The following is a 13,241-nucleotide window of genomic DNA, read 5'->3' on the forward strand; positions in this document are numbered from 1 at the left end:
CACGCACTGCCCCCAGGTTCTTATCCCGGACCGAGCCACGCGTGTCAATGACAGTAGGACCCCTGACATTGTCAGGGGTCCTACTGTCAAAGAGGTGGCGCCCCGTTGTTTTGGGTGGGGCGCCACTCTTGGTGGGGGTTAGATGATGGCGGCGCGGAGTTGCTTGGCGGCCAGGGCCGGGTCCTGGGCGCTGTAGATGAAGCCACCGGCGACGGCGACGTCGGCACCAGCACGCTGGACGGCTTCGATGGTGCTCAGGTTCACGCCACCGGCAACGGAGAACGGAACACGGGCCTCCTCGCCCGCGGTCAGCAGCCCGCGCAGATCGAAGCCGGGCTTGGCCTGCTCGTCCAGGCCGGCATGCATCTCGACGAACTTCGCCCCCAGGGCACGAACTTCCTTGGCCCGGGTGACCTTATCGGCCACACCAATCAAATCCACCACGACGCCCTTGTTATGGGCCTTGGCAGCCTTGACCGCCCCGGCAATCGTGGAATCATCGGCAGTACCCAGCACCGTCATCAGATCGGCGCCGGCCTTGAACGCGATATCGGCCTCCAACTCGCCCGCATCCATGGTCTTCATATCGGCGAAAACGATCTTATCCGGGTGCGCGTTCTTCACCGCGGTCACCGCAGCCAACCCGGCAGCCTTGATCAAGGGAGTACCCAATTCAATAATGTCCACGTACTCGGCAACCTGGTTCGCCAACTCGAGGGCATCTTCGACCGTCAACAGGTCCATCGCTACTTGGAGTTTCATGATCATGCTTCTTTCTCTAGGGAACTACATGGGTAAAAAAACAGGGTGGAAAACTAGGGGGTAAGTCTGGGGGTTATTCGAGGTTGGCGTGGCGGAGCCAAAGCTCCTCGGCCGGCACGTCCGTGTTGTCCCACAACGACTGGAACACCGCCTCGGTCGCCAGGAACAACACCTGCTCAAACAAGGAACCGGAGTACTGGCGGGAAAGGTTCGAGCCGTGATCGGTCTTCTGCGCCGCCGGAATGATCACCAACGCATCAGCCAGCTCGGCCAGCGGGGAGACCGGATTCGTCGTATAGGCCGCGATCCGGGCCCCGGCCTTCGCCGCGGTCTGCGCCGCCTTCACGACCCCGGCCGTGGTCCCGGACCCCGACGCCACCAGAAGAAGGTCCCCGGCACTGATGGCCGGCGTCGTGGTATCCCCGACAATATGGACCGTCAACCCCAGATGCATCAACCGCATCCCGGCCATCCGCAACACCAAACCACTCCGGCCCGCACCGGCGATAAAGACCCGCCCGTTCTGGCTCAAATGACCGGCCAGGCCCGCCACCTCATGCTCATCGATCTTCGCCGCCGTGTCCGCGATCTCATCACGAACCAGGGAAAGATTACGGACAATATCATCAGCGCTACTATGCACCGAACGCGGTGCCACTGCTACAGAACTCACAACTACATCCCTTCCTGATCGATCCACCACCCCCGACAACCGGGAACCGAATGGATACCTGCTAACTGATAACCATCCTGTCGAAACAAACGGATAGGAGTAACACTGTTTTCTGACAGTTCTGACTACACTTTAGGATTGGAGACCCACACCACACCCACAGGCTGACCAGAAAAACACAGCCCCGGATTGCGGCGTTATCCACCCTCCCCGCGCTTGGTTCAGCCGTCCGCGGAGGCCAATCCGGCTGAAAGCTGCTGTAATGATGGATTTATTTGCATACACTCGTAGCAACGATCAAAGTCCCGTAAGTACTTCTCGCACTGCTTAGAACCGACCCGACCCGTTTCCCATTTTCGGAGCGCAGACTTTTGGCCTCGCCGACCCAATTCCAGTCACAGATCTACCGAACCCTGCCCGAAATCGAGCGGGCCGATGCGATTGTCGACAGACTTACCAAAGCCATTGCCCTCGGGCTGCTCAAGATAGGCGAACGCCTGCCCCCCGAAGCGGAGCTGTCGGAGATGTTCGGCGTCGGCGGCGCGACCCTTCGTGAAGCGTTGGGAGAGCTGCGCGAACAGGGAGTCGTTGAGACCCGCAGGGGCAGGAGCGGGGGAACCTTCATCGTCAACCAGCCTCAACCCCAGACAGATGCCATCCGGGATTGGTTTCTCTCAACGTCCATTTCCGAAATTCGCGACATCGGGGACGAACATTCGGCCATATCGGCCGCGACCGTCCGGCTCGCATGTGAACGTGCGGAACCACACGACATCGATCGGCTTCGGGAGCTTGCACGGGCATTGGTACTCGCGGCAAGCCCGGAAGTGCGCGCACCTGCTGACAGCCGATTCCACATCGAATTGGCGGTGTCGGCGCAATCGCCAAGGCTGACCGCCGCCGAAATACGTCTCCAGGAAGAAACGGTCCAGCAGTTGTGGACCCCCCTAGCCATGGCATTTGACCCCGAAACGGCAACCGCTGAACACTTGGAGTTGGTTCGGGCGGTGGCCGAGGACCAGCCCGATAAGGCGCAGAATTTGGTGCTCGAGCACATCAGGCGAAGCATCTTCCACCTCATTGACACGAAACTCACTCTCGGGTACGCCCAATCAGTTCAGGATGGCAAATGAACCAAACCACCGAAGTCGCACAGGCCGCCGATGCCCTCACCGTGTGGTTTGGCCGGGTTTGCACAGAAGTCGAGACACTTTCAAGAAACGTTTCCACGCAGCTTGAAGGAAATCCCGCCGGCCATTCCAAGGCTGATACGACCGCGCTTGCCGGCCTGGAAGCATCGACGAGAGAATTCCTGACACGGAACGCTTTTGCCGTTGGCGCAGGGACCTTCTTCGCCGCGGAATCCGTTGAGGCCGGCGGCCCGGCCTGGGATTGGTGGTCCCGCAAGGAATCCGGGACGATCGGCAGGCTCGATTTTGACCAAACTCCGGGCAGCGATCGATATTACGACTACGAAAAGCTTCCGTTCTTCTCGACCGCCGCTTCCACGGGCAAACAGACCCTTTGGGGCCCATATGTCGACTATCTCGGCTTCGAGGAATACATCCTCACCTTCGCGGCGCCGTTTTCCATCCATGGAAAGTTTGCCGGGGTGGCCGGATGCGACATTCGGGTCAAGGATCTGGAACCACTCATCATGCCAAAACTGCGCGTCATCCCGGGCGACGCCGCCCTCGTCAACGCCAGCAACCGGGTCATTCTCGGCAACTCCGGGAAATACCTGGCCGGCCAGCGGATCAAATCCGTAGCGCCAAACCAGAGCCTATTGACCCTGGATGTCCCCCACCTTGGGCTATCGCTTCTCCACTCCGTGTAGCGTTTCACCCCCGGGCAAGGGGGCCCGCGGGGTCACATCAGCTGCACCGTCGGCGCATGGCCGCCGTCACTCATTGCCACATTCATGCGGTCCACTTCCGCCGGCCCTGCGATGCCCTATGCTCTATGTGGCGCAGGCCACTCAACGGCAGTGAGTCCGCTCAGGCGGCCGGCTCGCGGGCGCTTCGTGACCCCTCAAAACATTATCGATGCGAGATGTGAAATTTTCTAAAAAAGACTGGACTAGATGAATTACGCGGCGTAGCTTTGCATGTGGGACGAACGTTCGTGACCTGCATCACACCAAAAGGGCTCGGAGCTGAGCTCAACTGGTCCTCCAGAAACATCGAGGTTACAGACGGTCCCTCCCGAATCTCCCGTCGGGATTCAAACTGACCTTCAGTACCGCCTTCCACTCATGCGCATCCGTCAGTGCACATCCCTGGCCCAGGCAAGTAACCCGTACCGTCACCACACCATTAACAGGAGAACACCATGGAAACCACCCTCGTAGGCACCCTCACCAAAGCCGGCGCCATCCACAAAGTCGAAAACGGCTACCTCGGACTACCCTCAATGAACCTCCCCGGCAGCGAAGCCGCCATCGGCGACTCCCTCCACAACCCCGAAGGCACCGTCATGAGCGCCGGCTTCTTCGAACTCAAAGCCTCCGAACCCGTCGTCTACACCTACACCTACGACGAAATGAAAGTCGTCATCAAAGGCCACTTCATCCTCACCGACCAAACCACCGGCGAAACCACCCACGCCAAAGAACGCGACGTCCTCTTCTTCCCCAAAGGCACCACCGTCAAATTCGAAACCCCCGACTACGGCCTCGGCTTCTTCACCGGCGACCGCACCTTCGCACCCTAAGACCCACCATGCACCCCGCACCCAGCACCCCAGCAGAACCCACACACCAAAGACCCAAGGGAGCTTGCCATGAGTGAAAACCGTTCCGGCGGAGTCGATCACCTGGAACGATCGATCGACTGGAAACAGGGCCTGGCCATTGCGCTGGGCGTCCCCCTGCTCATCCTTCCGTCCCTGGGCTATCTTCCGATGTGGGTCTCCGCCGCAGCAATTCTCATCTGGGGTTTGTCGGTCTTTCAAGGTTTCATGCAGAGCACCGCGTATGCGGAAATGGCCACCACCTTCCCGAAGGCCTCCGGGCTGCCGGGTTTTGCGCAGCACGTCTTTCGAACCGAAAACTTCCACGGGAAGTATGACAAGGGCAAGCTGATTGGCGGCTTTAGCGCCTGGAGTTACTGGTTTGCCTGGAACCCGGTAATGGCGATCTTTTCCATTTTGGTCGGCGGTTACCTGCACGGGCTGTTTCCGGTGCTGGGCGAGATATTCACGGCGTATCAGCTCTCGCTGATGTCGGGCGTGGTGATTTTCGCCGGATTGTTTGCCGTCAACTGGTTCGGCCTCAAGGATGGCGCCCTCCTGGGCTACATCCTGGCGGCGCTATCACTGATACCGCTGATCATCCTGGCCGTGGCACCTTTTGCCACCGGACACGTGGAACTGTCCAATATCACCGGCAGCTGGTGGCCGAGCGACTGGGCCTGGGATCTGCACCATATCCTGATTCTCTTTGGCATCTTCGCGATTGCACAATGGAGTGCCTGCGCCTGGGAAACGGCAGCCATCTACGGCCCCGAGTACAAGAATCCGTCCAAGGATGTTCCAAAAGCGCTGTTTGCCTGTGGCATCATCTGCTTCGTCCTGTTCGTGCTGGTGCAATCCTCGGTGATCGGCGTCATTGGAGTGAAGGGCGTACTGGCCGAGTCCGTATCTCCCCTCATTCCGGTGGCCCATGCGGTCTTTGGTGGCGCCGGTTCCATGATTACCATCATCATGCTGATCTTCGCCATGATCCTGATCATCCAAACGGCCTATCTGGGTTCTTCCCGCGCCATGCACTCCATGGCGACGGAAGGCAACCTTCCCCAGGCACTCAGCAAGCTGAATCGCCACGGGACCCCGTTTGTTGCCATGGTGGTGATCGGCGCCTTTAACCTGATCCTGATCTCGATGGGAACTCCCGAGGCAATTCTTGGGGCCTCGGCGATTGGCTACACCTGCGCCAACGGCATCAGCCTGTTCGCCTACGTCAAGGCCAGGAAGGACCCTGCCTTTGCCAATCTGGAACGACCCTTCAAGGCACCCAGGGGATGGAAGCATGTGGCCATGATCTTCGGCCTGTTCAATCTGCCCCTGTGCCTGGCCGGCGTGATCTACCTGAACAGCCAGGAGGTCGGCTGGGCATCAACCTGGGTCAGCTTCGTCGTCCTGGCCCTCTACATACCCATCTGGCTGTATTCCCAACATGAAGCGAAGCGCTCGAAGAACAAGGTACAGAGGGCGCTGGTTAGCGTCGACTGACAGTTTGGTCGGCATCTCCAGTGGCGTGGGACTATTAGCGCCGTTGGCGACGATCCAGGCGCACGTCCCTTGAACCGTGGCTTCAAAGAAGGGTAGGCAGGCCGTTGCCAAACGGCCTGCCTACCTTTCTTTGCGCCCGAGGAAAACCGGCGCGAGCTTGTCTCCGACCGGCTCAAGCCCGCCTTCAACCGCCATGGAGGGCGGGCACTTAAATATCCCTAGTTAATAATCATAAAAAAGACTGGACTAGATGAATTAGGTGGCGTAGCTTTGCATGTGGGACGAACGTTCGTGACCTGCATCACACCAAAAGGGCTCGGAGCTGAGCTCAACTGGTCCTCCAGAAACATCGAGGTTACAGACGGTCCCTCCCGAATCTCCCGTCGGGATTCAAACTGACCTTCAGTACCGCCTTCCACTCATGCGCATCCGTCAGTGCACATCCCTGGCCCAGGCAAGTAACCCGTACCGTCACCACACCATTAACAGGAGAACACCATGGAAACCACCCTCGTAGGCACCCTCACCAAAGCCGGCGCCATCCACAAAGTCGAAAACGGCTACCTCGGACTACCCTCAATGAACCTCCCCGGCAGCGAAGCCGCCATCGGCGACTCCCTCCACAACCCCGAAGGCACCGTCATGAGCGCCGGCTTCTTCGAACTCAAAGCCTCCGAACCCGTCGTCTACACCTACACCTACGACGAAATGAAAGTCGTCATCAAAGGCCACTTCATCCTCACCGACCAAACCACCGGCGAAACCACCCACGCCAAAGAACGCGACGTCCTCTTCTTCCCCAAAGGCACCACCGTCAAATTCGAAACCCCCGACTACGGCCTCGGCTTCTTCACCGGCGACCGCACCTTCGCACCCTAAGACCCACCATGCACCCCGCACCCAGCACCCCAGCAGAACCCACACACTGCGAACCAGGCTACCGCGGCACCATCTACGCAACCTTCGGCACCACAAACACCGCCACACACCACGAAACCAGTGCCAAGCTCCGCCGCGACCTACACTTCATTACGGCAACCCCGACAACCCTCACGCAATTGGCCAGCAGCCTCAAAAGCGCACACGTCGGAGTCCGTCTTGTCCTCGCCGGCCCCCCAGCCGACATCAAAGCAGCAGCCGCAACCGCCACGGAATGCGGACTCGTCGAAGAGGAAATCACCCTCCTCGGTGAAGAAACCGGACCCCTCGTCCTTTTTTGCGCGCATTGCCGCACCACCACCATGACCACCCAAGCCACCGGCACCGAACTGGACTGCCCAGGATGCACCACCACCCTGGCCATCAGCAACCACTTCTCCCGCCGCATGGGCGCATACCTGGGATTCTCAGCTCACGCCGAGGAGGCAGCATGACCACCACCCCGCTCCTGGACCAGGCCCACCCCGCAGTCAAGGGAGGACTACTGCTCGAGGTGACAAACATCAGCAGGCAGACGGATTCCATTGTCAGCATCACCTTTGCCGATCTCGCCGGGGGGCTGCTTCCCGCCTACGTCCCGGGTAGTCACCTGGTGGTCCAGTACGGTGCGGGCGTCAATGCCTACTCGCTCACCGGATCGGGCAGCACGCCGTTTGAGTACATCATCTCGGTCCTGCAAGTCGAGGACGGGGCCGGCGGCTCGCAGGCCATGCATCGCCTCTCAGTGGGCGACCTTGTCCAGGTTTCGCGTCCCCGCAGCGCTTTTGCCCCTGTGGCGAATGCTACGCACCAGCTCCTTGTTGCGGCAGGGATCGGCATCACCCCTGTGCTTTCGCACGCCCGCTCGGCGGTCGAGTGGGGCACGGCAACGGACCTTATCTACGTACACCGGCCCGGCGCCGGGGCCCATGTCGAGGAGGCCAGGGAATTGTTGGGGGATGGCCTGACCGAATGCAGTGATCGGGCCAGCTTCCAGAAGGTATTGGCTGAAAGCCTCACGCACCAGCCGCTCGGGACCCACCTTTACGTCTGCGGGCCGGCGGCCTTCATGGACGACGTTTTGGACCAGGCACGCGAGCATGGGTGGCCGGCGGCCCGGCTGCACTCGGAGGCCTTTGGCGCAGCCGAACTGGACGACGGCGAACCGTTCGCGGTGAACCTGACCCGCAGTGGCACCAGATTGGAAGTTCCGGCCGGTGTTTCGTTGCTGGAGGCACTGGAGAATGCGGGGAAAAGCATCCCCAACATGTGCCGCAAGGGCATTTGCGGGGAATGCTCCCTCTCGGTACTTCGAGGGACGCCCCAGCACAGGGACCTTTACCTGACCGACCAGGAAAAGGCTGAGAACACCACCATGATGTGCTGCGTTTCCCGCAGCCTCGACGAAGAATTGGAGTTGGACCTGTGACTACCACCATCATCGACAATGAACTCGAATCCGGGGTCCTTCCGGAACGGATCAGGCACTTTCCGTTCCCCTTTTCCGGTGACAGCTACCGTTACAGCGCCAATGTCGAGCCCGCTCGGAAACTAGTGGAGACGGAGGCCGGTTCCTGGGGATCGTTCCTTATCGACGTCGACGAGTTCTATCTTCAAGACCTCCGGGACCGCAACGAGGTGCTGGAGAAGGATCCCACTCGCACCCAGGTCCTCCCCCACATGCGCCCCGCCGTCTGGGATGCCATCACCACTTTGCTGCCCGCCATGGCCGAAGAAAACCCGGACACGATGTCCTACCAGCGTGACGGAAATGCCTGCCGCTGGGCGAATGCCCTGCAGAACCTAGAGTTGGAATTCACGGTCGGCGACGACGATTCGCTTCCCATGGGGCCATTGCAGTTCCTGGGCAGCCAAATCCAGGACGACATCGTTTTCCTTGACCCCCGCGAGGATACGCTGTGGCTCGACGCCGGTCTGGTCACCTTCGCGGCCGACTGGTCCTTTGGATTCGACGTGGGCATGAAATTCATGGAAGTCCATGCCCCGGTCCCCCGGGTCAATGACGAACCCGTCATCAATCGGGCACATCAGTTCCTCCTGCGGTTGCAACCCGGGGAACAATACCGCAGAACCAACTGGACCATGACCGTGGACCGCCGCCTGGACACCTCCACCGAAACCTACCCGATCTGGGCTCCCGACCGTGGAACCATAGCTGCGGACCCCGAGCTGCCGAATAGGCTCCACTTGCGAGTGGAAATTCAGCACCTGATCTGCCTCCCACACTCCGGGGCGGTGTTGTTCCTGATCAGGAGCTACCTTCTGCCCCTCACCGACATCGCAAAAGTACCCCTCTGGCGCGAACGCCTGGGCCACGTGTTGGCCGAACTTCCCGAAGACATGGCCGAATACAAGGGAATCAGCCGCTACCGCAAAGCCGCATCGTCCTGGCTTCTGAACGGCTGATTCCGAGCCGGCTTGTTGTGCCTTTGAGTTGCCATGCTGTACCGAACCTCATCTGAATTATCGAAACAAGGAGAAAATTATGACTGCCAACACCGAAGTTCAAACCGTTTTAGGCGTTTCGCATCCTCTTGATCAGTTGTCGCGTGCGGAGATTTCCCGGGCTGTGTCGATTTTGAAGGATGGTCCGGCGGGGGCGGAGACGTTCCGTTATATCAGTGTTGAGATGCGTGAGCCGTCGAAGGAGGATTTGCGGAACGGGACGGTGACTGAGCGTGAGGCGGACGCGGTCCTTATTGATCGGGCGGACGGGCGTGCGTATGAGGCGATCGTGAATCTTGATGCGGGGCTCGTGACCCGGTGGACGCAGTTGGCGGCCGGCATTCAGCCGCCCTTCATGCTGGATGAGTTTGCCGAGTGTGAGGAGAACTGTAAGAAGGACCCGCGCGTGGTCGAGGCGTTGAACGCACGTGGTTTGACGGATTTGGATTTGGTGTGTTTCGAGCCGTGGTCGGTGGGTTGGTTCGGTGAGGATGCCCAGGGCCGGCGGCTGATGCGGGCCCTGGTGTTCGTCCGGCAGGATCCCGACGATAGCCCGTACGCGCACCCGATCGAGAACTTGGTGGTCATTTATGATCTGAGTTCGGGCACGGTGGCCCGGATCGAGGACAACGAGGTCATCCCGATCCCGGCGGCCTCCGGTAATTACTTGCCCAAGTATGTGGGCCCGGCCCGGACGGATCTGAAGCCGCTCTCGATCACCCAGCCCGAGGGTGCCTCCTTCACCGTGACCGGCAACCATGTGACCTGGGCTGATTGGTCCTTCCGGGTCGGGTTCACCCCGCGTGAGGGCCTGGTGCTCCATCAGTTGCGGTTCCGGAACAAGGACACCGAACGTCCCGTGATCAACCGTGCCTCGCTGGCGGAGATGGTGGTCCCCTATGGTGACCCGGCCCCGGTGCAGGCGAAGAAGAACGCCTTTGATTCCGGTGAGTACAACATCGGTAACATGGCCAATTCCCTCAAGCTTGGTTGTGATTGCCTGGGTGAGATCCAGTACTTCGACGGGATCACCACCGATAGCCACGGCAACCCGATGACGATCAAGAACGCGATCTGCATGCACGAAGAAGACGACAGCATCTTGTGGAAGCATTTCGATTTCCGGGAGGGCACCGCCGAGGTTCGACGCAACCGTAAACTCGTCATCTCCTTCATCGCCACGGTCGCGAATTACGAGTACGCGTTCTACTGGCACCTGTTCCTTGATGGCAGCATCGAGTTCCTCGTCAAGGCCACCGGTATCCTTTCCACCGCCGCCCAGCACCCGGACCAGCGAACCCCGTATGGTCAGGCGTTGAACAACGACGGTCTCTACGCCCCCATCCACCAGCACCTCTTCAACGTGCGGATGGACTTTGAACTGGACGGGCTGCGGAACTCCGTCTACGAAGTCGATACCGAAATCCCGGAAGACAACCCGACGTTGACGGCGTTCCGGGCCGTGGACCGGCTCCTGGAAACCGAACAAGCCGCGATCCGTAAGGCCGACGTCGCCAAGCACCGCTTCTGGAAGGTCGTCAACCACGAGAGCAAGAACCTCGTCAACGAGCCCGTCGCGTACCGGTTGATCCCAACCAACGCGATCACCCTCGCCGCGGACGAACGCTCCCACGTGAGCCAGCGCGCCCAGTTCGCCCGCAACAACCTCTGGGTCACCCCCTACAACCGGGACGAACGCTTCCCGGCCGGGGAATACCCGAACCAGTCCACCGGCGGCGACGGCCTGCCCGAATGGACCAAAAACGACCGGAACATCGTCGATGAAGACCTCGTGGTCTGGTACACCTTCGGCATGCACCACGTCGTACGCCTCGAAGACTGGCCCGTCATGCCCCGCCAGAACATCGGCTTCATGCTCGAACCCCACGGCTTCTTCGACCAAAACCCCGCACTGAACCTGCCCGACCTCACCCAGGCCGCCACAACAAGCAATGAAAGCACCTGCTGCAACGAGAACTAACACCTCGCAGCTGAACCGTAAAGGCGTTCCTGGGGATACAAGAATACAGCTCTTCAATCGGGGCACAGCTAATGGCTGGCGACAGATGTCGCCAGCCATTAGCTGTCTGGGGCCAACGCCTTGCGGGCGCGTCTGGTGATTGCCATCCCTAGAGCCATGGGCCCTTCACCCATCACACGACTGTGCCTTGGCCCCCTGCAGTCAGCGGGCCAAGGCACGGGCGGCGGTTCAGCTTATGGTGTTCGCAGGGCGGCAAGGACCGAGATGGCCTCTTGAACGACGTCCGTCGCCGGGAAGGACGGCCGTTTCACGCCGGCCATCTGCTCCATGACGCGGACCACCTGGGCGCTGTAGCCGAACTCGTTGTCGTACCAGACGTAGAGAATCAGGTTCTTGTCCGTGGAAACCGTTGCGAGGCCGTCCACGATGCCCGTACGGCGCGAGCCGACGAAGTCCGTGGAAACCACCTCGGGCGAGTCAACGAAGTCGATCTGCCTGCGCAAGTTCGAGTGCAGCGACATCTCACGAAGGTGGCTGTTCACTTCCTCCTTGGTGGTTCCGTTCTCCAGGCTCAGGTTCAAAATGGCCAGGGAAACGTTCGGGGTGGGGACCCTGATGGAACTGCCCGTGAGTTTGCCGAGCATCTCGGGCAGCGCCTTGGCCACGGCTGTGGCGGCACCAGTCTCGGTGATCACCATATTAAGCGCGGCGGAACGGCCGCGGCGGTCACCCGCGTGGAAATTGTCGATCAGGTTCTGGTCATTGGTATAGGAGTGAACGGTCTCCACATGGCCGTGGACCACACCGAACCTGTCGTTGATGGCCTTCAGGACCGGTGTGATGGCATTCGTGGTGCACGATGCCGCTGACACGATCCGGTCCGTATCCACAATGGTGTCGTGGTTGATGCCATGGACGACGTTCTTCAGTTCACCCTTGCCGGGCGCAGTCAGCAATACCCGCGCAACACCCTTGCTCTGCAGGTGCTGGGAGAGACCTTCGGCATCACGCCATCGGCCGGTGTTATCCACCACCAGGGCGTTGTTGATGCCATACTCCGTGTAGTCGATGGTCGCGGGGCTGTCCGAATAGATGACCTGCACCCGGACCCCGTTGGCCGTGATGGTATTGGCGTCCTCGTCAACCCGGATGGTGCCCTCGAAGGGTCCATGGACCGAGTCGCGCCGCAGCAAACTGGCACGCTTGGTCAGGTCGTTGCCGGACCCGCGACGAACCACAATGGCCCGCAGGCGCAAGCCATCACCGCCACCCGCCTTTTCGACAAGGAGCCGGGCCAGCAACCGCCCGATCCGGCCGAAGCCATAAAGCACGACGTCGGTGCCGGTACCGTGGCCGGTGCCGTGTTTGTCGACGATCTCGGCGAGCTCGGAACGAAGGAACTCCTCCAGGGTGACACCGGTTCCCTCGTCCTTGAACTTCTGGTTCAGGCGCGCGATGTCGATTGCGGCCGGGCCAAGCTGAAGCTGCGCCAAAGTGTCCAACAGTGGGGCAGTCTCCTCCGGGAGCAATTCGACCTTGTTGATCCGGCGTGCGAAGCGGTGCGCCTTGAGGATGTTCATGGTGGAATTGTTGATCAAACTTCGGCCATGAATGCTGGTCACCACGTTGTTTTCGCGGTACAGCCGGCCGATTACCGGAATCATGGACTCGGCAAGGGCTTCCCGGCTCATCCAGGTGTCAAGGCAGGAATCTGTGGTTTGTAGCATCGGAATACCTCTATTTCTGCAATCTGTACTGGGCGGACCGAAGGTGGAGCAGGGACCTTTCAGGGTCCGCGTGCTCCCGCCGTTCGGCCGGGAAGACTGTGCCGGCGGCCCACGGCGATGTGGGCGGGGCTTTCGTGGTTTTTTCCGAGACGGGCTCGGCCAGGACGTCTAGATTCACTTCTCCTCCTTGAGATGTGGCCTTCAGTCCATCCTCCTGTCATTTTTGGGTAGGGGAAACACCACTTTGACTAGTCTTAACTACCCTTTTGCATGGGGATGTGTGCGGACCGCCCGCAAATAGACTGAGCAAATGAGTGGCAATGCAGCCTCCATGGGGCTTCCAGACCGACATCGACGTCTTTGGGTGCCGGCCAAGACATCCCGCGTTTACTGTCGCGCCAAACCCGAGGCCGGGCCCATTTCGCAGAGGGGGGCAAAACAAGTCAGGAGCGGCGCCGGGGTTTTTGGAATATTAATCCAAAAA

13 protein-coding genes are annotated in these 13,241 nt (G+C 60.2%); 9 read left to right on the forward strand and 4 right to left on the reverse strand.

All coding sequences use genetic code 11. The annotated features are described in order from the left end of the window. Positions 1–138: 138 nt before the first annotated feature. Positions 139–762 (reverse strand): 3-hexulose-6-phosphate synthase, encoded by a 624-nt coding sequence (hxlA, locus tag AL755_RS14055; RefSeq protein ID WP_054009748.1) that lies wholly within the window; start codon positions 760–762, stop codon positions 139–141. 73 nt (positions 763–835) lie between these two features. Beyond that, on the reverse strand, positions 836–1,435 hold the full coding sequence (gene hxlB / locus AL755_RS14060) for a 6-phospho-3-hexuloisomerase (protein WP_054009521.1): 600 nt from the start codon (positions 1,433–1,435) through the stop codon (positions 836–838). Positions 1,436–1,806: 371 nt separating this feature from the next. On the opposite strand from hxlB, the gene AL755_RS14065 reads away from it, so the two are divergent. From AL755_RS14065 to AL755_RS14105, 9 genes are all read left to right on the forward strand, one after another. Next, positions 1,807–2,568 (forward strand): FadR/GntR family transcriptional regulator, encoded by a 762-nt coding sequence (locus AL755_RS14065; protein ID WP_054011552.1) that lies wholly within the window; start codon positions 1,807–1,809, stop codon positions 2,566–2,568. Further along, on the forward strand, positions 2,565–3,272 hold the full coding sequence (locus AL755_RS14070; RefSeq protein ID WP_054011553.1) for a cache domain-containing protein: 708 nt from the start codon (positions 2,565–2,567) through the stop codon (positions 3,270–3,272). Before AL755_RS14065 ends, AL755_RS14070 begins: the two co-directional genes overlap by 4 nt. Before the next feature lie 494 nt (positions 3,273–3,766). Beyond that, positions 3,767–4,147 (forward strand): cupin domain-containing protein, encoded by a 381-nt coding sequence (locus AL755_RS14075; RefSeq protein ID WP_054011554.1) that lies wholly within the window; start codon positions 3,767–3,769, stop codon positions 4,145–4,147. 69 nt (positions 4,148–4,216) lie between these two features. Continuing rightward, on the forward strand, positions 4,217–5,665 hold the full coding sequence (locus tag AL755_RS14080) for an APC family permease (RefSeq protein ID WP_054011555.1): 1,449 nt from the start codon (positions 4,217–4,219) through the stop codon (positions 5,663–5,665). Positions 5,666–6,163: 498 nt separating this feature from the next. Then, entirely contained in the window at positions 6,164–6,544 is a 381-nt protein-coding gene (locus tag AL755_RS14085) for a cupin domain-containing protein (RefSeq protein WP_054011554.1), read from the forward strand. Between the two features lie 8 nt (positions 6,545–6,552). Beyond that, positions 6,553–7,038 (forward strand): dimethylamine monooxygenase subunit DmmA family protein, encoded by a 486-nt coding sequence (locus AL755_RS14090; protein ID WP_054011556.1) that lies wholly within the window; start codon positions 6,553–6,555, stop codon positions 7,036–7,038. Next, entirely contained in the window at positions 7,035–8,012 is a 978-nt protein-coding gene (locus tag AL755_RS24305; protein ID WP_054011557.1) for a PDR/VanB family oxidoreductase, read from the forward strand. Before AL755_RS14090 ends, AL755_RS24305 begins: the two co-directional genes overlap by 4 nt. Next, entirely contained in the window at positions 8,009–9,010 is a 1,002-nt protein-coding gene (locus tag AL755_RS14100; RefSeq protein WP_237762485.1) for a heme-dependent oxidative N-demethylase family protein, read from the forward strand. Before AL755_RS24305 ends, AL755_RS14100 begins: the two co-directional genes overlap by 4 nt. A 79-nt stretch (positions 9,011–9,089) precedes the next feature. Then, on the forward strand, positions 9,090–11,030 hold the full coding sequence (locus AL755_RS14105; protein WP_054011558.1) for a primary-amine oxidase: 1,941 nt from the start codon (positions 9,090–9,092) through the stop codon (positions 11,028–11,030). Positions 11,031–11,263: 233 nt separating this feature from the next. On the opposite strand, the gene AL755_RS14110 is transcribed toward AL755_RS14105, so the two are convergent. Then, complete coding sequence (locus AL755_RS14110) at positions 11,264–12,757, reverse strand: glyceraldehyde-3-phosphate dehydrogenase (RefSeq protein WP_082369316.1); 1,494 nt, start codon at positions 12,755–12,757, stop codon at positions 11,264–11,266. 10 nt (positions 12,758–12,767) lie between these two features. Further along, complete coding sequence (locus tag AL755_RS23520; RefSeq protein ID WP_160318913.1) at positions 12,768–12,935, reverse strand: hypothetical protein; 168 nt, start codon at positions 12,933–12,935, stop codon at positions 12,768–12,770. Positions 12,936–13,241: the final 306 nt, after the last annotated feature.

The sequence above is a fragment of the Arthrobacter sp. ERGS1:01 genome, from assembly GCF_001281315.1.
Lineage (GTDB): Bacteria > Actinomycetota > Actinomycetes > Actinomycetales > Micrococcaceae > Specibacter.